The 25,845-nt window shown below is 64.7% G+C and carries 25 protein-coding genes; 14 read left to right on the forward strand and 11 right to left on the reverse strand.

Going from position 1 to position 25,845, the window contains the following annotated elements; translation table 11 throughout:
• On the forward strand, window positions 1–536 hold a 536-nt coding region (locus AC2FL1_RS18615), incomplete at its 5' end, for an FAD-binding protein (protein ID WP_496877909.1).
• Between the two features lie 23 nt (window positions 537–559).
• Window positions 560–1,675 carry a pyridoxal phosphate-dependent aminotransferase gene (locus AC2FL1_RS18620; RefSeq protein WP_496877910.1) on the forward strand — a complete coding sequence of 372 codons (1,116 nt, stop codon included), beginning with the start codon at window positions 560–562 and terminating at the stop codon, window positions 1,673–1,675.
• Between the two features lie 84 nt (window positions 1,676–1,759).
• On the opposite strand, the gene AC2FL1_RS18625 is transcribed toward AC2FL1_RS18620, so the two are convergent.
• The gene (locus AC2FL1_RS18625; protein WP_496877911.1) at window positions 1,760–2,743 is read right to left on the reverse strand and encodes a 3-hydroxybutyryl-CoA dehydrogenase; all 984 of its coding nucleotides are present in this window, start codon (window positions 2,741–2,743) and stop codon (window positions 1,760–1,762) included.
• A 1-nt stretch (window position 2,744) separates the two neighbouring features.
• The gene (locus AC2FL1_RS18630) at window positions 2,745–3,824 is read right to left on the reverse strand and encodes an NAD/NADP octopine/nopaline dehydrogenase family protein (RefSeq protein ID WP_496877912.1); all 1,080 of its coding nucleotides are present in this window, start codon (window positions 3,822–3,824) and stop codon (window positions 2,745–2,747) included.
• A 207-nt stretch (window positions 3,825–4,031) separates the two neighbouring features.
• On the opposite strand from AC2FL1_RS18630, the gene dctP reads away from it, so the two are divergent.
• The 3 genes from dctP to AC2FL1_RS18645 all read left to right on the forward strand — a co-directional run bounded on the left by dctP (window position 4,032) and on the right by AC2FL1_RS18645 (window position 6,993).
• Window positions 4,032–5,060, forward strand: a complete 1,029-nt coding sequence (gene dctP / locus AC2FL1_RS18635; protein ID WP_496877913.1) for a TRAP transporter substrate-binding protein DctP — start codon at window positions 4,032–4,034, stop codon at window positions 5,058–5,060.
• Window positions 5,061–5,124: 64 nt separating this feature from the next.
• Entirely contained in the window at window positions 5,125–5,628 is a 504-nt protein-coding gene (locus tag AC2FL1_RS18640; RefSeq protein ID WP_234218840.1) for a TRAP transporter small permease, read from the forward strand.
• Window positions 5,629–5,655: 27 nt separating this feature from the next.
• Complete coding sequence (locus AC2FL1_RS18645; RefSeq protein ID WP_496877914.1) at window positions 5,656–6,993, forward strand: TRAP transporter large permease; 1,338 nt, start codon at window positions 5,656–5,658, stop codon at window positions 6,991–6,993.
• A gap of 228 nt (window positions 6,994–7,221) precedes the next feature.
• Here the strand turns inward: AC2FL1_RS18645 and AC2FL1_RS18650 are convergent, their stop codons facing one another.
• The 5 genes from AC2FL1_RS18650 to AC2FL1_RS18670 all read right to left on the reverse strand — a co-directional run bounded on the left by AC2FL1_RS18650 (window position 7,222) and on the right by AC2FL1_RS18670 (window position 13,386).
• Window positions 7,222–8,118 carry a sulfotransferase domain-containing protein gene (locus AC2FL1_RS18650; RefSeq protein ID WP_496830877.1) on the reverse strand — a complete coding sequence of 299 codons (897 nt, stop codon included), beginning with the start codon at window positions 8,116–8,118 and terminating at the stop codon, window positions 7,222–7,224.
• A gap of 209 nt (window positions 8,119–8,327) precedes the next feature.
• Window positions 8,328–9,101 (reverse strand): aspartate/glutamate racemase family protein, encoded by a 774-nt coding sequence (locus AC2FL1_RS18655; protein WP_496830879.1) that lies wholly within the window; start codon window positions 9,099–9,101, stop codon window positions 8,328–8,330.
• Between the two features lie 100 nt (window positions 9,102–9,201).
• A complete protein-coding gene (locus AC2FL1_RS18660) occupies window positions 9,202–10,755 on the reverse strand; it encodes an indolepyruvate oxidoreductase subunit beta family protein (protein ID WP_496877915.1) in 1,554 nt (517 codons plus the stop codon).
• Window positions 10,752–12,899: a thiamine pyrophosphate-dependent enzyme gene (locus AC2FL1_RS18665; protein ID WP_496877916.1), complete on the reverse strand. Its 2,148-nt coding sequence runs from the start codon at window positions 12,897–12,899 to the stop codon at window positions 10,752–10,754. Before AC2FL1_RS18665 ends, AC2FL1_RS18660 begins: the two co-directional genes overlap by 4 nt.
• Before the next feature lie 7 nt (window positions 12,900–12,906).
• Entirely contained in the window at window positions 12,907–13,386 is a 480-nt protein-coding gene (locus tag AC2FL1_RS18670) for a MarR family winged helix-turn-helix transcriptional regulator (RefSeq protein WP_496877917.1), read from the reverse strand.
• A gap of 177 nt (window positions 13,387–13,563) precedes the next feature.
• Here AC2FL1_RS18670 and AC2FL1_RS18675 point away from each other — a divergent pair, with 177 nt between their 5' ends.
• Complete coding sequence (locus tag AC2FL1_RS18675) at window positions 13,564–13,995, forward strand: acyl-CoA thioesterase (protein ID WP_496830887.1); 432 nt, start codon at window positions 13,564–13,566, stop codon at window positions 13,993–13,995.
• A gap of 2 nt (window positions 13,996–13,997) precedes the next feature.
• On the opposite strand, the gene AC2FL1_RS18680 is transcribed toward AC2FL1_RS18675, so the two are convergent.
• From AC2FL1_RS18680 to AC2FL1_RS18695, 4 genes are all read right to left on the reverse strand, one after another.
• Window positions 13,998–15,311 (reverse strand): TRAP transporter large permease, encoded by a 1,314-nt coding sequence (locus AC2FL1_RS18680; RefSeq protein ID WP_496830889.1) that lies wholly within the window; start codon window positions 15,309–15,311, stop codon window positions 13,998–14,000.
• The gene (locus AC2FL1_RS18685; protein ID WP_496830891.1) at window positions 15,308–15,802 is read right to left on the reverse strand and encodes a TRAP transporter small permease; all 495 of its coding nucleotides are present in this window, start codon (window positions 15,800–15,802) and stop codon (window positions 15,308–15,310) included. The genes AC2FL1_RS18680 and AC2FL1_RS18685 overlap by 4 nt, the downstream gene beginning before the upstream one ends.
• Window positions 15,803–15,858: 56 nt before the next feature.
• On the reverse strand, window positions 15,859–16,875 hold the full coding sequence (locus AC2FL1_RS18690; RefSeq protein ID WP_496830892.1) for a TRAP transporter substrate-binding protein: 1,017 nt from the start codon (window positions 16,873–16,875) through the stop codon (window positions 15,859–15,861).
• A gap of 113 nt (window positions 16,876–16,988) precedes the next feature.
• Window positions 16,989–17,447, reverse strand: a complete 459-nt coding sequence (locus AC2FL1_RS18695; protein ID WP_496830894.1) for a MarR family winged helix-turn-helix transcriptional regulator — start codon at window positions 17,445–17,447, stop codon at window positions 16,989–16,991.
• 67 nt (window positions 17,448–17,514) lie between these two features.
• Between AC2FL1_RS18695 and AC2FL1_RS18700 the strand changes: the two genes are divergently transcribed.
• Genes AC2FL1_RS18700 through AC2FL1_RS18735 form a run of 8 tightly spaced genes read left to right on the forward strand, consistent with a single transcriptional unit; the run spans window position 17,515 to window position 25,802 of the window.
• Window positions 17,515–18,441 carry a PDR/VanB family oxidoreductase gene (locus tag AC2FL1_RS18700; protein WP_496877918.1) on the forward strand — a complete coding sequence of 309 codons (927 nt, stop codon included), beginning with the start codon at window positions 17,515–17,517 and terminating at the stop codon, window positions 18,439–18,441.
• A gap of 11 nt (window positions 18,442–18,452) precedes the next feature.
• Window positions 18,453–19,778: an aromatic ring-hydroxylating dioxygenase subunit alpha gene (locus tag AC2FL1_RS18705; RefSeq protein ID WP_496877919.1), complete on the forward strand. Its 1,326-nt coding sequence runs from the start codon at window positions 18,453–18,455 to the stop codon at window positions 19,776–19,778.
• A gap of 17 nt (window positions 19,779–19,795) precedes the next feature.
• Window positions 19,796–20,272, forward strand: a complete 477-nt coding sequence (locus AC2FL1_RS18710) for an aromatic-ring-hydroxylating dioxygenase subunit beta (protein WP_496877920.1) — start codon at window positions 19,796–19,798, stop codon at window positions 20,270–20,272.
• Window positions 20,269–21,882, forward strand: a complete 1,614-nt coding sequence (locus AC2FL1_RS18715) for an AMP-binding protein (protein ID WP_496877921.1) — start codon at window positions 20,269–20,271, stop codon at window positions 21,880–21,882. Before AC2FL1_RS18710 ends, AC2FL1_RS18715 begins: the two co-directional genes overlap by 4 nt.
• On the forward strand, window positions 21,882–23,057 hold the full coding sequence (locus tag AC2FL1_RS18720) for a thiolase family protein (protein WP_496830439.1): 1,176 nt from the start codon (window positions 21,882–21,884) through the stop codon (window positions 23,055–23,057). Before AC2FL1_RS18715 ends, AC2FL1_RS18720 begins: the two co-directional genes overlap by 1 nt.
• A complete protein-coding gene (locus AC2FL1_RS18725) occupies window positions 23,054–24,310 on the forward strand; it encodes an SDR family oxidoreductase (protein WP_496877922.1) in 1,257 nt (418 codons plus the stop codon). Before AC2FL1_RS18720 ends, AC2FL1_RS18725 begins: the two co-directional genes overlap by 4 nt.
• On the forward strand, window positions 24,307–25,083 hold the full coding sequence (locus tag AC2FL1_RS18730) for a cyclase family protein (RefSeq protein WP_496877923.1): 777 nt from the start codon (window positions 24,307–24,309) through the stop codon (window positions 25,081–25,083). The genes AC2FL1_RS18725 and AC2FL1_RS18730 overlap by 4 nt, the downstream gene beginning before the upstream one ends.
• The gene (locus AC2FL1_RS18735; protein ID WP_496877924.1) at window positions 25,080–25,802 is read left to right on the forward strand and encodes an SDR family NAD(P)-dependent oxidoreductase; all 723 of its coding nucleotides are present in this window, start codon (window positions 25,080–25,082) and stop codon (window positions 25,800–25,802) included. Before AC2FL1_RS18730 ends, AC2FL1_RS18735 begins: the two co-directional genes overlap by 4 nt.
• Window positions 25,803–25,845 lie beyond the last annotated feature (43 nt).

Below are 25,845 nucleotides of genomic sequence, written 5' to 3' on the forward strand. Positions count from 1 at the left end.
GACTGCGGTTCTGGAACGAGGCGCAGGGCTATTCCGAGGCCGCCCGCGCGGTGATGGCACAGCCGAAGAGCGAGGCATTTGCGATCTTCGACGCGCGTATCGCGGGTATCGCGCGCCAGTTCGAGGATTTCCGCCGCGCCGAAGCCGCAGGCGCGATACGGCAGGCCGATACGCCCGAAGCACTGGCACACCTGCTTGGCCTGCCGCCCGAGATCCTGGCGCAAACCCTACGCGACCTGCCGCGGGGCGGTACCGATGCCTTCGGGCGCACATTCGCGACCCAACCGCTTGCATCGCCCTATTGCGGCGTGCGGGTGACGGGGGCGCTGTTTCACACCCAGGGCGGGTTGCGCACCGATACGCTGGCCCGCGTGCTGCGCCGCGATGGCACGCCGGTGCCGGGCCTTTACGCAGGCGGCGGCGCGGCCTGTGGTGTCTCGGGCAGCGGTGACAGCGGATATCTCTCCGGCAACGGCTTGCTGAGCGCTGTGGTGCTGGGTCGGATCGCGGGATCGTGTAGTGAGCCTCCGTCTTGAACCTACCCGTAAATCACCATCTCATGTCTTGGAACAACGCCGAGGATACCATGCGCCCAACGCCCTATCTTGCCCCGATCCCCGTGCGCGGCCGCATCAGTAGGCCGCAACCCAAGGGGTTGCCGGTCATCAACATGGGCTACAACGAGCTGCCCTATTCACCCCTGCCCGCGATCCGCGCCGCGATGGAGGAAACCGCCGCGCGGGCGCAATCCTATGGCAGCCCGCATTGCGACGCGCTGCGCGATGCACTGGGCGCGGCGCATGGGCTGGACCCCGAGCAGATCGTCTGCGGCAACGGGTCGGAGGAATTGCTCGACGTGATCGCCCGCTGTTTCGCCCGGCCCGGCGACGAGATCCTGATCTCGGAGTTCGGCTATATCCAGTTCGCCCTGACCGCCAACCGGGTGGGGGCGACATTGGTGAAGGCGCGCGAGCGTGACTACACCAGCGATGTCGATGCCCTGCTGGCAGGGGTGAGCGATCGCACCCGGCTCCTGTTCCTGGCCAATCCGAACAACCCGACCGGCACCATGCTGGAGATCGACGAGCTTTCCCGGCTGGCCCGCGACCTGCCTGCGCAGGTCGTGCTGGTGCTTGACCTTGCTTATGGCGAGTTCGCCGCGCCCGACTATTGCGCGGCGGTGCACAGCCTGGCGGCAAACCACGAAAACATCGTTGTCACCCGGACCTTTTCCAAGGCCTATGGCCTTGCAGGCGCGCGGGTCGGCTGGTGCCACGCCCCCGCATGGATGGTGCCCATCCTCTATGCCGCGCGCGGCATGGGGACCGTCAACGCGATGGCGCAGGCCGGGGCGGTGGCGGGTCTTGCCGACCCTGAGGCGATCCAGGCGCGGGTCGATGAGATCGTTTCCGAACGCGCGCGTCTGACCGGGGCACTGGGACAGTTGGGTCTGGTCGTGACCCCAAGCCGGACCAATTTTCTGATGGCCCGTTTCCGGGACGGCGATGCGGCCCGGACCGAAGCGCTGGTCGAGCATCTGTTCGCGGATGCCGGGATCGTCGTCAACCGCACCCGCGAGGCGGGGCTGGAAGCGTTCTTCCGCTTCTCGCTGTCGCTGCCCGCGCATAACGATCTGCTGCTGGACAGTGTCCGCAGGTTCATCGGACAAGGTTAGACCGGGAATGGCGGCGCGGGCGGCACCGGTGTTTTTTGAGTATTTTTAACCAGAAAGAAGCAGGATGCGGGATGCGCCTCCGATCTAGTCGCCCTTGACCGGCATCTTGTCGAGATGGCGCAGCATGGCGGCAAAGGCGCCGATACGCTCCCTCTGATAGGCGGCAACGTCGAGCCCGTCATAGTCGAGAAAGCCGCGCCCGTCGCGCAGGCCGCGCCGCCCCTCGGCCATGTTGGTCTCGATGATGTCGGGCGCTGCGAACCTGTCCTGCCCGGTAGCGCGGGTCATGTAGCGGCTGGCGTGGTAGAGGATGTCGCCGCCGCCCCAGTCGATGAACTCCAACAGGCCCAGCACCGCAAACCGGAAGCCGAATCCGTATTTTGTGGCCTTGTCGATATCGGCGCTGCTGGCAACGCCTTCCTCGACCAGGCGCGCGGCCTCGTTCATGGCCAGCGCCTGGATACGCGGTACGATATAGCCGGGGCTGGCGGCACAGGTGACCGGTACCTTGCCGATCCGCTCCAGCAGGTCGATCAGGCGGGCGGTGACCGCCGGATCGGTGGCATCACCGGGCGAGACCTCGACCAGCGGCACCAGATAGGCGGGGTTGAGCCAGTGGGCATTGAGGAACCGGTCGGGCGGGGTGACAAACCCCTGAAGGTCGTTTGACAGGATGGTCGAGGTGGTCGAAGCGATGACGGCATCCGCGTCGGCATGGCGCGACAGGGTTTCGAAAACCTCGCGCTTGGCCTCCAGCGTCTCGGGCACACCTTCGAAGACGAAGGGCACCCCGGCAAGCGCCGCCGCCAGATCGTCTTGGCCCACAACCTCGACACGGGCCAGCATGCCCTCGGCTTCGTTTGCCTGCATCAACCCCACATCTGCCATCAGCGCAAAGGTCGCGCGAAGTTCGGCCAGTGTCTCAGCCTTGAGCCGGTCGAACTCTGCCTTGGGTCGCGGCTTGGCGTCAATCAGGCGGACCGGGTGGCCGGAATAGGCGAAGGCCACGGCCATGCCCCGGCCCATGCGCCCGGCGCCCACAGCGGCGATGGTTTCCCGCGCCGCCATCTCAGGCCCCGTCCCGCAGCATGGTCTGCAAAGCGGCGCGGTCCATCCCGGCGAGCCCAAGGTTTTCCAGCGTCCGGCCGCTCTGGCGGAAATCGTCGTCGCAGATGGCAGACCCCAGCGCCAACAGCCCCGTCGCCGTGGGCGCGGGCACCCCGGCCCAATCGGCGACCGAGACCAGCAAGGCCAGCCCCACCGCCACATCCTCGCGCATGTAGCGATGTTCGGTCAGCACCAGATGCTCGCGCCAGTCGCCGCTGTCGACCAGCTTGTCATGGGCGAGGTTGCCGTACATCCAGTCCGAGGTTTCATAGTGATCAGCCAGCGGGAAATGCGGCGCGCCATAGCCCAGCGCCTCGCGCAGCGCCATACGCTCGGCATCGAGCCGCGTGGTGACCCGACGGATGGCGGGTTGGGTGCCCTCGTTGTGAATGTCCCAATGGTCGAAATGCTCGATCGGGCCCGCGTTCATCGTGATCAGCGGCGGGTGGATGATGGGGCCTGCGTTCATCAGCGCCCCCGACAGCGCATCGCCCGCCGGTTCGACCGCAGGATAGGCCCGCGCAAGGACCGAATGCGCATGTTCCGCGTTGCGAAGCGGATAGACCCCGGTCGGCAGACGGGTGGCGCGGGTGGTGATGGCGACGGTATCGGCCCCGTGCAGCCGCGTGAGATATGGCAGGGTGCCGGTTTCGGCCCAACTGACATCGGCGTGGTTTCCCGCCTTGCGAACGATGTCGGCCATGATCCAGCTGCCAAAGCTGCCCGGCGGCAGAAAGACGACCTGCCCATCTGTCAGGTAGGGCGCCATGGCCGCAGCGATATCGGATTGTGCCGTGGCCGGTGTCGGACAGACGATCAGGTCGGCGCCCCGGATCGCTTCGCCGATGTCATCCGTGACCATTGAAATGCGAATCGGACGCGCGCCCTCGAAATCCTTGAGCGTGATGACATTGACACGCGCCCGCAGCTCTGCCTGCGCAGACGCATTTCTGCGCCAGAACCGTATGTTGTGCCCCTGCGCTGTCAGATCAACCGCTGCGGCGGTCGAGCCGTTGCCACCGCCTAGAACTGCAATCTCCATCGCCCTCTCCCGCACCGATAGTTGCTGGACCAGATTACATACATGAAAAATCATATATCAAGGATATTTCTATTGCATTGGGCCCGGTGGCCGGTCTTACATGAAAATGCATAGAAGTCGGGGCAGACCGACCTAACTTCACCTTAAGGAATGTACCGCCCGACAGAAGGCGGTTCATCCTCCGTTGGATCAACAGGGAGTTGTGACATGAAAATCTTCAGCGGGCTTTCCAGAAAAGCCACTTATCTGATGGCGGCGGCAGCACTCGCCGTCATGGCTGCCCCGATGTCAGCCAAGGCCGAGGACCGGGTCAGCGCGGTCCATGCGTTCCCCGAGTTCCTGGTTTACACCAAGACCTTCCTTGCGATGGTCGCGGACATCAACGAGCGCGGCAAGGGCGTCGTCCAAATCGACGTACGCGGCGGCCCCGAGGCGATCGGCATGTTCGAACAGCCCGCCGCCGTGCGTGACGGCGTGGTCGACATGGTCCACACGCCGGGCAGTTTCTATGGTGCCAACGTGCCCGAGATCGACGCGATGGTCGCCTCGCGCGTGACCCCGATGGAAGCCCGGGCCAATGGCGGCGCGGCGCTGATGGACAAGGCGCATCAAGAGCGCTTCAACGTTCGCCATCTTGGCTGGATCGATGGCGGCATCAAGTTCCACATCTACATGAACAGCGAGCCCAAGTTCCGCGACAACGGCATTCTGGACCTGACCGGCGTCAAGCTGCGCGACAACCCGATCTATCACGCGTTCTTCGAGCAACTGAACGCAACCACCGCCTCGATGCCGGCGACCGAAGTCTATTCGGCGCTTGAAAAAGGCGTTGTCGACGCCGCGGCCTGGACCGAGATCGGCATTCCGCAGCTCAAGTGGAACGAGTTCCTGAAATACCGGGTCGATCCCACCTTCTACAACACCGATATCGGCGTGATCTTCAACCTCGACGCCTGGAACGCGCTTTCGCCCGAGAGCCAGAAGCTGATCGAAGAGGTCGTGATCGAGTGGGAAGGCAAGTCCTATGCCGACCGTCAGGCGGAAGTCGCCGCCGACGCCAAGACGCTTGCCGATGGCGGCATGACCTTCGTCGCTCATTCCGCCGAGGCAGGCGAGGTCTATCGCAAGATGGCAGACGATTCCGCCTGGGCTCGGATGTACGAGCGTATTGACGGCGGCGGCGCCGGTGCCGAGACCTACAAGGCCCTGCGCAAGACCTATGCTCTGGACGAATAAGACTGATTGAAGGCAGGCCGCCGTGCCCAAGCGGCGGCCTGCCCCCAACAAACAGAGCCAGGACATGATGCGTCTGATCGACCGTATTTGCGACCTGCTGGCCATATTGGCCGGTATCTACCTTGTGGGGATCATGTTCGGGATCGTGATCAGCGCGATGGCGCGCACACTGAACCTGTCCGGGTCCTGGTCCAGCCATATCTTCACCTTCACCGAATTCGGCCTGCTCTACATCGTGATGGCCGCCTCGCCCTGGCTGGTCCGCCACCGGGGGCACGTCTTTATCGAACTGCTGAGTGCAGCCCTGCCGCGCCGGATGCAGCGATCCTATAGCCGGGTGATCTCGGCGCTATGTGTCGTGATCTGCCTGACGCTGGTCTGGTACACTTGGGGCGCAACGGCCCGAGCCTGGCGTTTTGGCGATGCCGAGATGCGCAGCCTTGATATGCCGAAATACCTGCTTCTGGGCGCGATGCCGATCGGGTTCGGCCTGATGGCGGCGCAGTTTCTCCGCTTCGTCTTTGGCCCCGTGACCATGCATACCGGCGAAGCGGGCGTTCACGAATGACAATCAAGAATAAAAGAGGCGCAGGCAATGGAATGGTATGAGGCGCTCGTCTTCCTGCTGGGCATGATCCTGTTTTTCATGGCGCTCGGTATTCCCGTGGCGCTGGCCTTTCTCGCGGCCAACATGATCGGCGCGGCTTATTTCATGGGCGGGCGCGGCGATATCGCCAGCCAGATGGCGCGCGGCATCGGGCAATTGGCCAACAACGCGATCCCCACCGTCACCTCTTTCAACCTGATGCCGGTGCCGATGTTCCTGCTGATGGGCGAGATCTTCTTTTTCACGGGGCTCGCCAACCGCATGTTCGGTGCGGTCGACCGACTGATGGGCAAGCTGCCCGCGCGCCTGTCCTTTGTCACCGTGGCGGGCGGCACCGCCTTTGCCACGCTTTCGGGGTCATCCATGGGCTCCACCGCGCTGTTGGGCTCCTTGATGGTGCCCGAGATGCAGAAACGCGGCTACAAGAAGCACATGGCCATTGGCCCGATCCTGGGCACTGGGGGCCTCGCGATGCTGATCCCGCCCTCGGCGCTGGCGGTGCTCCTGGCGACGCTGGCAGAGCTGGATATCGGCGACCTGCTGATCGCGGGCATCATGCCCGGGCTGATGCTGGCAATCTTCTACGCGGTCATGATCCTCGGCATGGCGCTATACGACCCCAGCGCCGCCCCCGCCTACGAGGTCGAAAGCTCCAGCTGGACCGAGAAACTGCGCCTGCTCTTCGTCGACATCCTGCCGATGGTGTCCATCGTGATCGGCGTGATCCTGGTGATCATGTTCGGCATCGCCACACCATCTGAGAGCGCCGCCTTCGGCTGTCTCGGCGTGATCGTTCTGGCCGCGCTCTATCGCTCGCTGACCTGGGAGGGGATCTTCAAATCCGTGGCCGGCGCGCTCAAGGTCACCACGATGGCGCTGCTGATCATCTTCGGCTCGGCCACCTTCTCGGCGCTCCTGGCCTTCTCCGGTGCATCCTCCGGCCTGATCCGCTGGGCCACGGGGTTCGATCTGGAGCCCATCACGATGCTCTTGATCATGTTCGCCATCCTGCTGGTTCTGGGCATGTTCATGGACCAGCTCAGCATGATGCTGCTGACCGTGCCGATCTTCTTTCCGCTGGCGCAGACGCTGGGGTTCGACCTGATCTGGTTCGGGGTGATCGTGCTGCTCGCGCTTGAGATCAGCTTCACCACCCCGCCCTTCGGCCTGCTGCTCTTCGTGATGAAGGGAGTTTCGGCCCCCGGCACCAGCATGCGCGACATCTATGTTTCGGCGCTTCCGTTCATCGGCTGTTCGATGCTTTTGGTGGCGCTGCTGATCATATTCCCCGGTATCGCGCTCTGGCTTCCGGGGTTGGGGCAGTAGCGGCTACAGTCAACGGACCACAGAGCGCGTAAATCAACCGACTGGAGCCCACTTATCGCGGGGGGCTCCAGTGCACCGCTTGAGAGCCCGGCATGCGCAGCGAGATAAAAGAGCGGCCTCATTGCTGACCAAAAGGACATTCGCTGGCCGCCTCTCCTGACAATGCCGAGCGGAACGAAGTTTGTGTCAAACGTATATGTATGACCGAGGCGTCAAATGACGACAGCCTCAGGGTTCGCGTTGATCCCCCCAGTTCAACCAGGCAGCGTCCTCGGGCGACAGGAGCGAAGCGCAACGTTCATAATAGCGTGCGAGTTCATTGTCACTTAGGCGGCCTTCCCACTTGTTGGATGTGCCGGACGCAAAGAACTTCGCTTGATCCACGAAGGGCGAATCTTTGTGAAAGCGTCTTTCGCTGGCTTCGACTACCTTGCGCATGTTGGCAAACGTATTTGCCTCTGTCAGCGCAGCCAGAGTTTCCGGTGTCAGATCGATTTCCAAAATTCGGGCAAGCCGCGCAATCTGTCCGTGCAGATCTTTGCTCAGATCGGCGTAATGGAAGAAATGCACATTCCCCTTGCCCTCACGCGCTCTGGCCTGCTGGTAGTGATGTATGATGGAGCGCACTGTAAGATCATCCGTGCCCGTATCGGTCAGTGGTCCTTCGACAAATCTGTTGAAACCTGCCCGGATATCGTCGGGGAACATCTCTAATAGAGGACCCGCGTCTTTCATGTTCTCAACGTGGCTCCGAAACGAGAAATGGGCATCGACCGGATGACGATACACAACGATATAGGTCGGCTCTGAACCATATGAGATGCCGTCCATGGGCGTATGGCTTTTGAGGCAGCGCCGACGCGTCAGGCTGGTTTGCTTTTCGGCGATTGCTTTTCGGTCGCGAAATCCGCAATCGAGCCAAGGCGCTTCTTCTCTGTTGCCGGCATCCGGAACGACCCTGCCATGTATCAGCATCATGACGATATTCAACGTCCATGTCGTGCCGCATTTTGGGGGCGTGCAAACGATCACGTCGTTGGGCCGCAGCTGAAATTCATCCCAAATGTCGGTATTCGTGACCGGGCCGAGATAATCGCGGAGACGTTCTGTTTGGACAGTCTGCATTTGGCTTCCCCCAAGTCCGTAACCCCACGTTAGTCGACCAGCATCAAACCGCAAAGCAGTTTGAGCGTCAGGGATACGAGGCGAAAAAGCCGCAACGATGGGCTCAAATCCTCCCATCGCGCGCGAGGGATCAAGGCCCGCAAAGGGTCGGGAAACGTGTCGCAATATAAAAGGAGGCGTACCGTTGCCTGCGTCAGCCCTCCGCAGCCTCACAGCCCCTTGGGATGGGTCAGGAACTCTTCGATGATATGATCCGGCGCCTTGGTATAATCGCCCACCCGGCTCACCCCCTGCCCGGTCAGACGTTTCAGGTTCACGGCCATCTCGGCCATCTTCACCGCGATCGGAATGCCGTTGACCACTGGCGCCCCGTCGATCTGGTGATCATGGAACTGCGAGAACAGCAGCATCGGGATGCCGCCGCCAGGGATCAGCACATCGGTTCCCGCCGCCACCAGCGGCCGGCCCTGTTCCTCGAACAGGCGCTTGACTTCGGCGGCCTTGTCCGCATCGCCATAGGCGCCCAGGATCTGCCCCGGCTCGAAGGTCATCGCATGCACGCCAGAGACCCGCTCGCGCAGCCCGTACTTGCCGATCTGGTGATGGAACCACGGGATGAAGCGCGGGTTGATGGTGACAATCCCCAGCCGCTGGCCCATCTGGCAGCACCACAGCATGGTCGCCTCACCGAGACCGATCACCGGGATATCCACAACCGAGCGCGCCTCATAGAGGCCAGCATCCTGGAAATGGCCGACAATGAAGGCGTCATAGCCCTCGCGCTCGGCCCGGATCGCGTTACAGATCATCTCGCGTGCGCAGCGGAACTCCACCAGTGGATGGGCATAGCTGTCAAACGGCGTGATCCCCCGGATGTCGACCTGCGTGCCCGGCGCCGACACCGCGTCCAGATGCGGCCCCAGCATGTCCCAGTACTCTGCCCCGTTCTCGTAATCCACATAGCTCTGATACCAGAGTTTCATCGCCTTCCTCCCTGACCCTCGCGCGCGCAAGCCGTGCGCATGCTCCTGCTTCTTTCTGGTTCAAAATACTCCGGAGCGCGAGGCGGAGCCTCGCAAGACCTCACCCCGCAAAGGAGCGGACCGTCTGAAGCGCACCGTCCAGCGCCCGGCCTTCCTCATCCTGCAACGCCGCCTCGCGCAGGCGGCTCACCCAGTCGGCGGCATCGGCCCGCCCGGCGACCAGATCGGCCCCTGCCATCACGCGATCGAACTTGGACAGCCCCCTTGCATGGGTGTCGGAATAGCCCTTGATCAGCCGACGGCAGCGTAGCAGTTCCACCGCCAGATCGTAGTCGCGCTGGCGTGTTTCGCCGACCTTGCGCAACCAGGCCTCCAGATGCGCCTGCTCCTGCGCATGGCGCAGGGTGCGGCGGCGATAGCCGCGCAGACCGGCCAGCAGGTAGAGCTGCAGGAAACCGCTCACCCGGTCGCTGCGGATGCGGCGGCCATGGCCGAACCAGCGGTCCAGCCGCGCCATCCAGCGCGGAGAAGCCGCCACCCGCGCCCCCAGACCTGCCGGCAGCATCGAGGATATCTCCTCGGCGCGCGGGTGCAGGAACTCGGTCACCTGCATCCCCTGCCGGGGCGCCCGACCCATTTCAGCATCGATGCGATTGCGCCGGGCAGCGCGCGTCTTGCGACCTGCCACCCGGATCACATCGTCATAGGCCATCGCATTGGCGATATGTTTGGCCGCCTCGCGGGTCAGTTCAAAACCTTGCGCGGGCTCGTCCTGTCGGGCCAGTGCGGTCAGCCGGTCAAGATACTCGCCGCCATAGGCGCAATCCTGGAACGTCACCACCTTGCGCAACCCGGCCAGGGCCATTTCGCGCGCATCGGCAGGCAGGGCCTCGACCCGCGCTGTCAAGGCGGTCCAGGCCGCCAGCTGTGCCGCCGGCCCCTGAACGGCAGGCTCCGCAGGCGTTTTCGCCGCGACAGCGGCCTCTGGCTGCGCGGGATTGGCCGAGACCGCCTCGAACCCGGCGGCAAAGGCGGCAAGGCTGGCCTCCACCCCCTTGCCCGAGTTGCGGATCGCGGTCTCGAACGCATCGCGCGGGAAGGGCAGCGCACCCGAGCCTGCCAGCGCACCAAACAGGCTGGCCGAGATGACCGACCCCTTGGCGACTGCCAGCTGCTCCATATCCGCAGACAGGAACCTCGCTGCGGCGATCTCTGCGGCGGCCATCACCTCCTTGGCCTGCGCGATGCCGTTGCCCGGTACCATCTTCTCGGACACCGCCAACGCCCGATGTTCCGAGGCGATAAGCACGGTCCGGTCGGGCGTGACAAAGCCGCGCTGGATCGCCCGGCCCGCCTCCATCATCTCGGCAGCGATCAGGATGTCGACATCTCCGGCGGCGGGGGCCAGCGAAAACACCGGCGCCACCACGCCCTCGGGCGCGATTTCGATGTAATAGATGGTGGCGCCGGTGCGCTGGGCCACGCCCGCGACCGAGGTCGCCTGCACCGCGCGGCCAGCGGCGCGGGCCACGGCCTCGATCCAGCCGGTCAGCACGCCGCCGCCCTGCCCGCCCACGGCCATGACCACCAGCTTGGTGATCGCGCGGGCGCTGTCGGCGCCCTGCGGGGTCATCACGCTGTCCATACGGGTCATGACGCCTCTCCGAAATCGAGCTGTCGACGCGCACGCCGGTCTTGCAACCAGGTGATGATACGGCTGCGCCAGCCTGCCAACAGCCGTTCCCAGGGCCCCGGATTGTGCACGAGGTCGACGCGATAGAACGAGGGGCACAGAACCGCCGCCTCCGCCACCTCGCCACAATTGCCGCAACCGACGCAGGTCTGGTCGATGCTGGCCACCGGATCGTCGCGCAGCGGGTCGTCCAGGACCTTGAGCGACAGCGAGGGGCAGCCCGAGAGGCGAATACAGGCGTGATCGCCCGTGCAGATATCCTCGTCCACGCCAAAGCGCGGCGCCTCGACGCGGCGCCCTTCGCGGATCGCCTGCGCCCGCAGCGGTTTTTCCCGCCGCTGCCGGTTCAGCATGCATTCCGACGAGGCCACGATCAGTTTTGGCCCGTCATAATCGGTGGTCAGCGCCTCGCGGATGGTGTCGCGCATATGGCCCACGTCATAGGTGCGGTCGATCTGGCGCACCCATTTCACCCCCACCCCTTCCAGCGCCTTGGAAATCGGGTTGCCGGTGGCCTTTGACGGGTTCTTGGCGCGCGAGGACAGCACATCCTGCCCACCGGTGGCGGCCGAATAATAATTGTCGACCACGATGGCCACGCTGTCGGACCGGTTGAACACCATGTTGCCGATCGAGGAGCTGAGCCCGTTATGCCAGAACCCGCCATCGCCGATGAAAGACACCGCCCGCCGCGCGCCGCCACCATCGAACGCCGCGTTCGAGGCCGGGCCAAGCCCGTATCCCATGGTCGAGCCGCCGATCTCGAAGGGCGGCAGGGCGGCAAAGAGGTGGCAGCCGATATCGCCGGTGATCTGGTGCTTGCCCAGCTCCTGTTCGACCAGCTTCATCGCGGCAAAGATGGGCCGTTCCGGGCAGCCGGTGCAGAAGCCCGGCGGCCGGATCGGCACGGTCTGCGACAGGTCGGGCATCTCGGGCGGCGGCGCATTGGGGGCGATCACCTGCCCCGGCAAAAGCTGTGGCGCGGTGTCCTTGAGGAAACCCGCGATCCCCTCCAGCATGATCTGGCCGGTATATTCGCCCGCCATGGGGAAGAGGCCCTTGCCATGCAGGCGCACCGGCGACCCTGCCCGGTGCAGCATCGCGGCCAGCCCCTGTTCGATGAACTCGGGCTGCCCCTCTTCAACGACCAGCAGCGCCTCCTTGCCCTTGGCAAACGCCAGAAACTCGGCGCTCACCAGTGGATAGGTGACGTTCAGCACATAGAGCGGGATGGCCGAACGCCCTTCGATATCGGCCAGACCCAGCCTTTGCAGCGCGCGAATGACACCGTTGTACATGCCGCCCTGCACCACCAGACCCACGGGCGCGGTCTCGGGGCCAAAGGCCTCGTTCAGCCCCTGTTCGGTGATGAACCGCTCGGCGGCGGGCCAGCGGTTTTCCACCTTGTCGCGCTCATGCTGATAGGACATCGGCGGCAGCACCACGCGGGCGAAATCGCGGCGTGGCTCTGACAGCGCGTCGCGCACGCTGAGCGGCGGGCGCTGATTGTCGGCGCATGCGAACTGGCCGGTCACATGGCAAGAGCGGATCCGCACCATCAGCATGACCGGCGTGTTCGACGCCTCGGACAGCTCAAACCCCTGTTTCACCGCCTGCACGATGGACGGCAGGTTCGGGCGCGGGTCGAGCAGCCAGAATTGCGATTTCATCGCAAAGGCGTGGCTGCGTTCCTGCATGATCGAGGAACCCTCGCCATAATCCTCGCCCACGATCACCAGCGCCCCGCCGGTGACGCCGGACGAGGCCAGATTGGCCAGCGCATCCGAGGCCACGTTGACCCCCACCGCACCCTTGAAGGTAACCGCCCCCCGGATCGGATAATGTACCGAGGCAGCCAGCATGGCCGCCGCCGCCGCCTCGGACGCGTTCGCCTCGTACCGCACGCCGAGTTCGCCCAGCAGGTCCTGCGCATCGGCCAGCACATCCATCAGGTGGCTGATCGGCGCGCCCTGATAGCCGCCGACATAGCCCACGCCCGATTCCAGCAAGGCCTTGGTGATGGCCAGGATGCCCTCGCCGGTGAATGTCTCGCCCGCGCCCAGACGCAAATCCTGCACTTCGCGCTTGAAGGATCGCTCCGCCATGGCCGCCTCAGATCTCGTGCACGCGGATATTGGCGAGCATCTTGTTCAGCGTCGCCAGAAAGGCCTGCCGCTCCTGAGGCGCAATACCCTGGAACATGCGGTCGTGGCTGGCGCGCATATGCGGCCAGAGGCGGTCATAGACCGCACGGCCCGCAGGCGTCAGGTACACCCGGCTGGACCTCTGGTCATCGCTGTCCACCTCGCGGCGCACCAATCCGTCGGCCTGCAACCCGTCGAGCGCCCGTGACAGGGTGGATTGTTCGACCACCGCAAAAATACCGAGTGTACCGATCGGTAACCCATCCTTGGCCGACAGGATTGCCAGCGCCCGCATCTTGGCCGTACTCAGCCCCAGCGCGGTCATCTCCTTACGAAGGTTGGCGTTATACCGCCCCATGATCCGGTTCATGAGGTAGGGCGCATAGCCTTCAAGGCCGATTTCGGCCAAGTCCCTGAGATATTCGTTCTGATCGGTCGATTCGGCCATCTGGGTCTTTCGGTCGTTTCTACCGTCCAGAATTTCCGAAATTATATGCAAATGCAAGTAACTTGATCCCCATGGCGACGCAAGCCACCGGTTTTCCAGCTTCGGGCTTGTCAAATCCGCCCGACCCGGCAATCACGGGCGGCAACAACAGGACCAGAGAGAGGGCGAACCCGAGACATGGACAAGATCTTCATCACAGAGCGCGAACTGCGTTTCGGCGACTGCGACATTTCAGGGACCGCCTATTTCCCCTCCTACCTCGACATCCTCAACAGCGTGAACGAGGAGTTCTGGGCCGTCATGGGCTTTCCGTGGCACCACATCATCTGGAACGAGCGGTGGGGCACGCCGACGGTGCACCTGAGCTGCGATTTCTCGAAACCTTCGTTCTTTGGCGAGACGCTGCGGTTCGAACTGGGGGTGGTCAAGGTGGGTCGTTCGTCTGTCACCGTCCGCCACCGGATCAGTTGCGGTGAGGAAATCCGCTGGTCCTCGACCCAGGTTCTGGCCGCCAGCGATCTGGACAAACACACCTCGATCCCATGGCCGGATGCGATGCGCGAGGCGCTGGAGGCGCGCCTCGCTACTGTCGATGAACTCGGCTTCTGACGTTACATCTGTCCGGGCAGGTAAAGCGCCAGCGCCGGCACCGCCAGCAACAGCGCCAGACGGATGATATCGACCATCCAGAACGGGGTCACCCCGCGAAAGATGGTGCCGGTGGTCACGTCGCCGACCACGCCCTTGAGCACAAAGACATTCAGCCCCACGGGTGGGGTGATCAGGCTGATCTCGGTCACCACCACGACCACGATACCGAACCAGATCGGGTCATAGCCCAGCCCGGTCACCAGCGGAAAGAAGATCGGCACCGTGAGCAGCAGCATCGACAGAGATTCGAACACGCAACCCAGCGCGATATATATCGCCAGGATCACCGCCATCACCTGCCAGGGGCGCAACTCGTAGGTGGTGATGAGATCGCTCAGCGCCGTTGGAAGCCCGGCGATGTTGACGAAGTTGGAGAATATCCAGGCACCGATCAGCACCGCGAACAGGCTGGCCGCCGTGATCGAGGTTTCCAGCAGCACCTCGAGCGTGTCCTTGAGGTTGAGCCGGCGCCGCGCCAGCGCGATCAGGAACGCGCCCATCGCGCCCATCCCCGCCGCCTCGGTCGGGGAAAAGTTGATGTTGAGCGGCGGGATGTCGAACAGGCCGTAAAGCCCGCCGATCACAAGGAAGAACAGCAGCATGACCGCCCAGACCTCGCGCAGGGCGGCCAGCCGCCCGCGCAGCGGCACCCGCTCGCCCGCGGGGCCCGCCGCCGGATTGCGCCAGACCGTCCAGCGCACCGCGCAGAGATACAGCAGGATGCCCAGCATCCCCGGCACGATACCAGCGACAAACAGCTTGCCGATCGAGGTCTCGGTCAACAGCCCATAGATCACCAGAATGACCGAGGGCGGGATCAGGATGCCCAGCGTACCCCCCGCCGCGATCGAGGCGGTGGACAGCGAGTCGGAATAGCCGAACCGGCGCATCTCGGGCATGGCCACCTTGGCCATGGTGGCCGCCGTGGCCAGCGACGAGCCGGAAATGGCGGCGAACCCGCCACAGGCCACGATGGTGGCCATCGCCAGACCGCCGCGCAGGTGGCCCAGAAAGGCGTTCGAGGCGGCGTAAAGCTCGCGACTGATGCCGCCCTTGTTCACGAACAGGCCCATCAGGATGAACAGCGGCACCACCGAAAGGCCATAGTCCTGGCTGGTGTCGATGATCAACCGCGCCACCATCGAGATCGAGGCGCGAAAGCTGGTCTCGGTCATGAAGCCGACCATGCCGACAAAGCCCATGGCAAAGGCGATGGGCACGCGCAGCAGGATCAGCGCCAGAACCGCGCCAAAGCCGATCAGAGATGCGGTCATGAAACGCCTCCCGCAAGGCGTGGCGCGACCAGCAGCAGCACACCCCGCACCACCAGCACCACCGCCGTGACGAGGGTCAGCAGGGCAATGAACCAGCCCACATAATGCAGCGGCAAGCGCAGATATTCCATCACATCCCCATAGGATCGAGACCGTTCGGCCAGGTCATAGACCCGGCTGGCGGGCCAGAACAGGATGATGCCGCAGAACAGGCAGACCGCCGCATCGCGCCAGCGCGACAGGCGCAGGCGGTGGAACGGGCCATCCAGCAGATCGACGCTGACATGAGCGTTTCGGCCCGACAGCACCGGCATCACCGAAAACACCATGACCGCCATCAACAGCCGCGTCAGGTCGGCGGCCACCTCGATGGGCGCGTTGAAGATCGAACGCAGCAGCACATCGGCAAAGGTCATCACCATCAGCACGAACAGCGCCGCCGAGGCCAGCAGCCCCGGCAGCCAGACCGAAAGGGAAAAAATACGTTTCATCATGATGTCATTTTATCAGACCCGGCGCCGCACCCGCGCGGCGCCGGTCCTGCCGCTCAGTTGGCGGCCATTTCGGCCTTGACCATGTCATAGGCGGCCTGGGCATCGACACCAGCGGCATCAAGCTCGGCCAGCACCTTGGCGGTCACCTCGGCGGCGATCGCGGCGAATGCCGCCTGATCCTCGGCCGAGGCCTCGACGATCTTGGTGCCCTCGGTGCCGCGCGTCGCCTCATAGGCGATCATGTCGGACTTGTCCCATGCGGCGCCCGCCATGCGGCTGGCCGGTTCGCCGAACACCTTCTCGTCAAGCGCCGCCTGCACATCTGCGGGCAGGCTGTCAAAGGTCTCCTGGCTCATGATGATGGCAAAGGACCCACGATAAAGCCCGCCAGGCATGTCATAGAGGTTCTTGGCCACTTCGTTGAGCTTGAAGCCCACCCGCTCGCCCACATTCATCGCCACCGCGTCGGCAGCACCCGATTCCAGAGTCTCATAGACCTTGGGCGCGGGCACGTTGATGCCCACAAGGCCCAGCGCCGCGCCGACATCGCCGGCGACACCGCCGCCGATCCGGGTTTTCAACCCGTTCAGGTCTGCCAGCGAGGCCACGTCCTTGCTGGTATGAATCTGGCCCGGCCCATGGGTGTTGAGCGCCACCAGCTTGACGCCGCGATGCTCGCCCAGCTTGCCCAGATGCTGGGTATGCACGCGCCAGTAGGCGACCGAGGCGGCCTCGGCATTGCCCTCGTATCCCGGCAATTCGATCAGCTTGGTGCCGATGAAGCGGCCCGGCTGGTAGCCGTGAAAGATGATCGCCATGTCGGCGGCGCCGTCCTGGATCAGGTCCATCTGTGCCGGCGGCGGCGCCAGGCCAAAAACCAGCTCGCCGCTGACCTGCCCGTCGGTGGCCTCTTCCATCATCCCGATCAACCCGGCAAAAATCTCGGTATTGATGCCGTGAGTGGGCGGCAACCAGGTCGAGATGCGCAAGGTGGTATCGGCGGCCCAGGCGGCAGCGCCGGTGCTGGCGGCCACGATCGCGGCTGCGGCCAGCCGTGCAAAATGCTTCATGTCTTCCTCCCTCGTGAATCGGTGCACCAGAGCATCCGGGCACCCGTTCACCGGCCAGCATCACATCGCGCTTTGCCACTTGTCAAGAAATATGAAATTGCATGTATTCGAGATCATGCCCCCTCGGTCGGGCGGTCCAGCACATCCAGCAATGTACGCAAAACCCCCTTGATCCGGGCGGCATCGGTATCGGCCAGCGCCGAGAGCAGCCGCGCCTCGTGCGCGCGCGCTGAGGTAACAAGTGCTTCGGCCAAGGCCCGACCTTCATCGGTCAACCGCACCCGCACCCGACGCTTGTCCTTGGCATCGGCTACCCGTGTCACCAGCCCGCGCGCATCCATCTGATCGACGATTCGGGTCATGCGCGACTGCTCCATCAACGACAGCTTGGCCAGCCGGGTGATCATCATCGCGTCATTGTCCACCAGACAGGCCAGCACCCGCCATTCGGGCACCCGCAGCCCTTGAGCGCGGATATGGTCGTGAAACTGGGCGCTGGCCTCCTCGCTGGAGGCGGCCAGAAGATACAGCAAATAGCCGGAAACAAAGGTGTCATCGCGCGTTTCGGTCATGGGTCCTGAATTTGTCTTGACTCGATTTATATGATTTTTCATATTTCTGCCAAGGAGGCGCCGAAACATGCTTTTGCTGAGAATTGCGCAGAAACAGGCCGTGACCAAGCGGATTTCGGCCTTTACCCTGGTGGCAGCCGAGAGAGACCCCCTGCCCGACCATGCCGCTGGGGCCCATATCGAGGTGCAGACAGCAGCCGGGCCGCGCGCCTATTCGCTGATCGACTGGCCCGAGCGGCAGCCCGGCGCCTGGCAGATCGCGGTCCAGCGCGAGGACGATGGCGATGGCGGCAGCCGCGCCATGCATGCCCTTTCCGAGGGTGACACGATCACGGCGACGGCGCCCAAGAACGATTTCGAACTGCACTCCGGTGACAAGCCTGTCGCCCTGCTGGCAGGTGGCATAGGAGTGACGCCGCTGATCTCGATGGCCACGGAGCTGGCCGCGTCGGGGCGCGTGTTCACCTTTCATCATGCCGGCCGCAGCGCGGGCGACATGGCCTATGTCGACCGCCTGGCCGCTGCCTTTGGCGACCGCTACCATCCCCATTACGACGATACCGCGCCGCTGGACCTGAACACGCTGATGGCGGGTCTGGCTGGCCATGCGCTCTATATCTGTGGACCGAAAGGCATGATCGAAGCCGCCCGCGCCAGCGCCGAGGCGGCCGGCATCACCGACATCCATGTGGAACTCTTCACCAATGCCGCGCCCAGCGCGGGCGACAGCGCCTTCGAGGTCGAGATCGCCTCGTCGGGCCAGGTCATGACCGTGGCGCCCGACCAGACCATCATCGAGGCGCTCGAGGCCGCGGGCCTCGACCTTCTTTATGATTGTCAACGCGGCGATTGCGGCATCTGCCAGACCGAGGTGATCTCGGGCACCCCCGATCACCGCGACGTGGTGCTCAGCCAGGCCGAACGCGACAGCGGCAAGGTCATGCAAATCTGTGTCAGCCGGGCGCTCAGCGCGCGCCTTGTGCTGGATCTGTAAGGGAGGAAGGCATGAACGCGGACGATATCAGGGCGATGATCCAGCCCGGCCAGGTCCATCGCGATGTCTATATCAGCGATGCGGTCTATCAGCTGGAAATGCGCCACCTTTTCACCAATGCCTGGGTCTTTGTCGGCCATGACAGCCAGACCCCGAACAAGGGCGATTACATCACCACCCAGGTCGGAGACCAGCCGGTGATCATGGTGCGCCACACCGATGGCGAGGTGAAGGTTCTCTATAACCGCTGCCCGCACAAGGGCACCAAGATCGCCATCGACCGGGCCGGCAATACCGGCAAGTTCTTTCGCTGCCCCTATCACGCCTGGAGCTTCAAGACCGACGGCTGCCTGCTCGCCATCCCGTTGAAGAAGGGATACGAGGGCACCGGCCTGTCCGACAGCCAGAACGGCAAGGGGATGCAGGCGGTGGGCGCGGTGCACAATTATCGCGGCTTTGTCTTTGCCCGGTTGGCCGAAGACGGGATCGGGTTCGACGACTTCTTTGGCGGCTCGCTCAGTTCCATCGACAACATGGTCGATCGTGCGCCTGAAGGCTGCGTGGAAATCTCCGGCCCGCCGCTGCGCTACATGCACAAGTGCAACTGGAAGATGCTGGTCGAGAACCAGACCGACACCTGCCACCCGATGGTCGCGCATGAAAGCTCGGCCGGGACGGCGGTGAAAATCTATGAGCAGATGGGCAACCCCGAACCGCGCCCGCCCGCGATGCAGATCATCGCACCGTTCATGAGCCCTTATGAGTTCTTCGAGGATATGGGCATCCGCACCTGGCCCAATGGCCACGGCCATACCGGTGTCAACATGTCGATCCACTCGAACTATGACGCGATCCCCGGCTATTTCGAGGCGATGGTCGAGAGTTACGGCGAGGAACGCGCCAAGGCGATCCTGGACGAGAACCGGCACAACACGGTCTATTTCCCCAATATCATGATCAAGGCGCCGCTGACGCAGCTGCGCAACTTCATCCCGCTGGGGGCGGACCGGACGCTGGTGGAAAGCTATGTCTACCGGCTGGTCGGCGCGCCCGAGCAGCTGACCGCCATGTCGGCCATGTATAACCGGATGATCAACGCCCCCACCTCGATCGTGGGCCATGACGATCTGGAGATGTACGAGCGCGCGCAAGAGGGGCTGCATGCCGAGGGCATGCAATGGGTCGATATTCGGCGGCTGCATACGGGGCCAGAGGATTTCGAGAGCGAAGCGGTCGAAAACGGCACCACCGAACGGCAGATGCGCAACCAGTTCCACGCCTGGGCCAAATTCATGACCATGTCGATGGAGGACGCCGCCGGCGTCGCCGCCGAATGAGCGAGGGGAATGCAGCAATGATCACCCGCGACGACGTGATCGACTTCATCTATGCCGAAACCCGGATGCTGGACGAGGGTCGTTATACCGAATGGCTCGACCTCTGGCTGCCCGATGCGGTCTACTGGATGCCGCTCGACTACAAGCAGGCCGATCCGGTCAATGCGACCTCGTTCCTTTACGAGGACAATTTCATGCTGCGCCTCAGGGTCGAGCGGCTGAATGGCGAGCGGACATTCTCGCAGAAACCCAAATCGCGCTGCAACCACGTGATCCAGCGGCCCTCTGTCGATGTGTTCGACCCAGAGGCGGGCAAGTTCCAGACCGTGACCAACATGCATTATGTCGAGACACGGCTGGACGAACAGCAGCTTCTGGCGCTGACCGTGACCCATGATCTGGCGCTGGTGGACGGCGCATTCCGCATCGCGGGCAAGAAGGTGGAGCTGCTCAATTGCGACGCCGCCTTCGGCAATATCCAGCTGCTGCCGTGAGCGCCGAGACGGTTTATGCCGCCATCGCGGCCACGGCGGCGCGCTGGCCCGACCGCCCGGTTCTCGATGTTTTGCCCGGTACTGCGGCAGCCTATGGGATCACGGCGGGGCCGGTCGGCTATGGCGCCTTCCTTGCCCGCGTGAATGACCGCGCCGATGCGCTGGAGCAGGCGGGCTATGGCGCGGGGATGCGGGTGGCGGCACTTCTGGAGAACCGGCCCGTGTTCTTCGAGCTGTTCGCCGCGCTCAACCGCATCGGCGCCTCGATCGTGCCGATCAACCCCGACCTGCGCGCCGCCGAGCTGGAATACCTGATCGGTCATGCGCAACCGGCGCTGATCGTCGCCCTGCCCGCCCGCGCGGACGAGCTGCGCGCAGCGGCCATGGCGGCGAGTGTCACAGCCCCGGTCATCGGGGCCAACGACACCCCACCCTCACCCCGCGCGAATGCCGCCGTGACCGAGCCGCGCACAGGCGAAGCGCGCGAGGCGGCGCTGCTCTATACTTCGGGCACCACCGGCAACCCCAAGGGCTGCGTGCTGCCCAATGCCTATTTCCTGCTGGCCGGGCGCTGGTATGCCGATCTGGGCGGGGTCGCCTCGCTGACCGAAACGGGCGAGCGGATGATCACGCCCCTGCCGATCTTTCACATGAACGCCATGGCCTATTCCTTCATGGCGATGGTCACCGTGGGCGGCTGCCTGATCGCGCTCGACCGCTTCCACCCGTCGAGCTGGTGGGCCGATGTGGCCGAGGCGCGCGCCACCTGCCTGCATTACCTGGGCGTCATGCCCTCGATCCTGATGTCCCTGCCCGAGGGACCGCAGGATCGCGCCCATCAGGTGCGCTTCGGCTTTGGCGCGGGCATCGACCCGAAACTGCAGGCCGGGTTCGAGGCGCGGTTCGGCTTTCCCCTGATCGAGGCCTGGGCGATGACCGAAACCGGCGCGGGCGCGGTGATCGCCGCCCATACGCATGACCGGTTGATCGGCCAATCCTGTCTGGGTCGTGCCGAGGGCTGGGTCGCGGCCCGCGTGGTCACCGATACCGGACAGGACGCGGCACCAGACGAGTCGGGCGAACTCCTGGTCCGCAACGCCGGCCCCGACCCGCGCTATGGCTTTTTTTCGCATTACGACAAGAACCCCGAGGCAACGGCAGAGGCCTGGGAAGGCGGCTGGTTCCACACCGGCGATATCGTGCGCCGCGACGCGCAGGGCCGGTTCTTCTTCGTCGACCGCAAGAAGAACGTGATCCGCCGCTCGGGTGAAAATATCGCCGCGGTCGAGGTGGAAAGCGTGCTGATGCGCCACCCCGCCATCCGGGCGGCGGGCGTGGCCGCCGTGCCCGACCCGATACGCGGGGACGAGGTGTTTGCCTGCCTGCGCGTCGACGCCCCCTCATCCGATCTTGCCCATCAGATCGCCGACTGGGCACTGACCCAGATGGCCTATTACAAGGTGCCCGGATATATTGCCTTTGTGGACAACCTGCCGATGACCCCCACCCAGAAGATCCAGCGCAAGGCGCTGAAAGAGATGGCCGAGGCGCTGCTCTCGGACCCGGCCACGGTGACGCTCACCCATCTCAAGAAACGGCAGGTGGCGTGATGGCGCGGCCTGCCAGCTATGAGGGCGTGGCGTTGGTGGCGCCCTTTTCGACGCCTTATCAGCGCTATTCCATCGACACAGCCCATCACTGGATCGCCACCGCCCTGCGCGGGTCCTTGCGGGCGGCGGGTCTGAAACCCGCTGATCTCGATGGGTTCCAGGTCGCCTCCTTCACGCTCTTTCCCGATACCGCCGTGGGGCTGACCCAGCATCTGGGCCTCTGCCCGCGCTGGCTTGATCACATCCCGATGGGCGGCGCCTCGGCGGGCGTGGCCCTGCGCCGTGCCGCGCGCGCGATTCAGGCGGGGGATGCCGAGATCATTGCCTGCGTGGCGGGCGACACCAACCACATCGACAGTTTCCGGCAGCTCTTGTCGAGCTTCTCGCGCTTTGCGATGGATGCCAGCTATCCCTATGGCTACGGCGGCCCGAATGCGAGCTTTGCCCTGCTCACCGACCGCTACATGACCGAATACGGTGCCACGCGCGAGGATTTCGGGCGCCTCTGCGTGGCCCAGCGCGCCAATGCGCTGAAAAACCCGAACGCGGTGATGAAGAAACCGCTGACGATGGAGCAATACCTCGATGCCCGCCCCATCGCCGACCCGATTGCGCTGTTTGACTGCGTGATGCCCTGCGCGGGGGCCGAGGCGTTTCTGGTCATGTCAGAGGATCGGGCGCGGGCGCTGAACCTGCCCTATGCGCGGCTGGCGGCGGCCATCGAGCGGCACAATGCCCATGCCGACGACCCGATCCAGCTGCGCGGCGGCTGGACGATGGATGTGGATGTGCTCTGGGATCAGGCCGGGATGGCCCCGCAGGAGATGGATCTGGTGCAGACCTATGACGACTATCCGGTGATTTCGATGATGCAGATCGAGGATCTGGGCTTCTGCGCCAAGGGCGAAGGCCCGGCCTTTTTGCGCGACAAGGATCTGACCGTGACGGGCGATTTTCCCCACAACACCTCGGGCGGCCAGCTTTCTGGCGGTCAGGCCGGGGCGGCGGGTGGCTTCATCGGCATGGTCGAGGCGATCCGCCAGGTCACCGGGCAGGCGGGCGGCACGCAGGTGCCGGGCGCGGAACGGGCGCTGGTGTCGGGCTTTGGCATGATCAACTTCGACCGCGGCCTGTGTTCCAGCGCCGCCGTCCTCACGACCGGAGCGCGCGCATGACCCATCCCCTGTCCCCGCCGCCCAGGAAAGACCCGCAGAAACGCTCGATCTCGCCGACCCGCCCGCCGGAGGTGCGCTCGCGCGCCGCGCTCCACCTGACCGCCGCCGCCGCCGAGGGGCGGTTTGCCCTGCAACGCTGCGCTGACTGCGGCAAGGTGCAATACCCGCCGCGCGATGCCTGTTCCGCCTGCCTGAGCACAGACCTGCCATGGCAGGACATGGCGCCGGGCGGCACGCTGATCGCGGAAACCACGGTGCAGACCTCGCCACGCCTGTACTTCCGCGAGCGGATGCCGTGGCGTGCGGGCACCGTGCAGCTGGACGACGGCCCCACCGTGCTGGCCCATATCCATGGTGATGTAGCGCGCCACGCCCGCGTGCGCGTCACCGCGCGGCTCGACCAGTCGGGACAGGGCGTGCTGGTCGCCCTGCCCGAAACCGACACCCCGAACATGGAGGACGATCCGCTGATGCGTGCCCTCTCTGCCGATCCAAAGCACCGGCGCGTGCTGATCACCGATGCCCGCAGCGCACAAGCGCCCGCGCTGGCGCGCGCCCTGCAAAAGGCAGGCGCCGCTATCATCTTCGCCGGAGAGCCGGAAAGCTGGCGGCCTTATCCGCAACGCGCCGAACTGGAGGCTTTGGGTGTCCAGATCCTGCCGATGGACGTGACCGACACTGCTTCGGTGCAGAAACTGGCGGGCGAGATCGGTGGCAAGACCGACATCCTGATCAACACCGCCCGCTTCCTGCGCCCCGGCGGCGTGCTGGACCGGGGCGATACCGGCTTTGCCCGCGATGAGCTGGAGGTGAATTATCTTGGCCTGATGCGCTTGGCGCAGGCATTCGGCCCCGGCATGTGTGCGCGTGCCTCGGACGGCGTGAATGCCGCCGCCGCCTGGGTCAACCTGCTCAGCGTCGGCGCGCTGAGCAATGCGCGCCCCTTCGGCGCCTATTCCGCCAGCCAGGCCGGGGCCTATTCGCTCAGCCAGTCGCTGCGCGCCGAATTCCGGCCCTCGGGCCTCAGGGTGATGAACGTGTTCTTCGGCCCCACCGAAGAGGACGACTGGTACCAGCCCCTGCCGCCGCCGCGCGTCACCGCATCCGCCTTGGCCCGCTCGGTCGTCGACGGGCTGCAACGCGGGCTGGAGGACGTCTGGTGCGGCGACATCGCTCAAGACCTGCGCGACCGCTTTCGCCGCGACCCCAAGGTGCTGGAACGCGAAATGACGCTGGGAGGAGAAGGCGCATGAGCACCCTGACCGATTTCGCCACCCGCATCGCCAGCGGAGAGATCCGGGTGGTCGACCTGACCCATACGCTCGACCCCGATTTCCCGGTGATCATCCTGCCGCCCGAGTTCGGCCAATGCGCCCGCTTCCGGATGGAGGAGATCAGCGCCTATGACCATCGTGGCCCGGCGTGGAAATGGCACAATATCTCGATGTCCGAACATACCGGCACCCATTTCGACGCGCCCGCGCACTGGATCTCGGGCCGCGACCTGCCCCGCGCGGCGGTGGACGAGATCGACCCGGCCGATTTCATCGGCCCGGTCTGCGTGATCGACTGTTCGCAAGGCGCCGCGCAGGACGAGGATTTCGAACTGACCGTACCGCTGATCGAGGCGTGGGAGGCCAGCCATGGCCGCATCCCCGCCGGGGCCTGGGTGCTGATGCGTACCGACTGGTCGAAACGGCGCGGCGCGGAATACCTCAACATGCGCGAGGACGGACCGCATTCGCCGGGGCCGACCCCGCAAGCCATCCGATTCCTGATCGACCAGCGCGACATTCGCGGGTTCGGCGTAGAAACGGTGGGCACCGATGCCGGTCAGGGCAGCCATTACACCCCGCCCTACCCGGCGCATTACTACCTGCATGGCGCGGGCCGCTTCGGGCTGCAATGCCTCTCGGACCTGGACCAGCTGCCGCCCACCGGCGCGGTGCTGATCGCAGCCCCCCTCAAGATCAAGAACGGCACCGGCAGCCCGCTGAGGGTACTGGCGCTGGTGGAGGAGACATGACCCATACCGCCGTCATCACCGGGGGCAACAAGGGCATCGGCGCCGATCTGGCGCAGGCGCTCTTGGCGCGCGACTACACGGTTGTCTCGATCTCGCGCCACGCGCCCGAGGTCACCCACCCGCACCTCCACTCGGTCGAGGCCGATCTCCTGGACCCACAGGCCGTGGCCGATGCCGCCGCTGAAGTCGCGGCAAACCACGAAGTCACTCACCTGATCCACAACGCTGGCCTGATCTGGCCCAACCTGATCGAAGAGGCCGAAGCCTCGGACATCACCGGGCTGGCGCAATTGCATCTGGGGTCCGCCCTGACGCTGCTCAAGGTGTTTCTGCCCGCGATGAAGGCGCGGCAATTCGGGCGGGTGATGTTCAACGGCTCACGCGCGGCGCTGGGGGCGCCCACCCGCACCGCCTATGGCGCGACCAAGGCCGGCATGATCGGCATGGCCCGCACCTGGGCGCTGGAACTTGCCCCCCATGGCATCACCGTCAACGTGGTGGCGCCCGGCCCGATCCTGACCGACAATTTCTGGGGCATCGTGGAAAAGGACAGCCCTCAGCAAGAGGCGCTGGCCAAGCGTATCCCCATGGGCCGCCTGGGCCGCGTCGACGACGTCACCCGCGCCTTTCTGTTCTTCTGCGATCCGGAAAACAGCTTTGTCACCGGGCAGACCCTCTATGTCTGCGGCGGCGCCAGTGTCGGGTCGCTGCAAATCTGAGGCTGCCCGCGCTTTCCCGCCTTGCCAAGGCCCACCCTGCGGG

This window comes from Ruegeria sp. YKSF070, assembly GCF_059612725.1.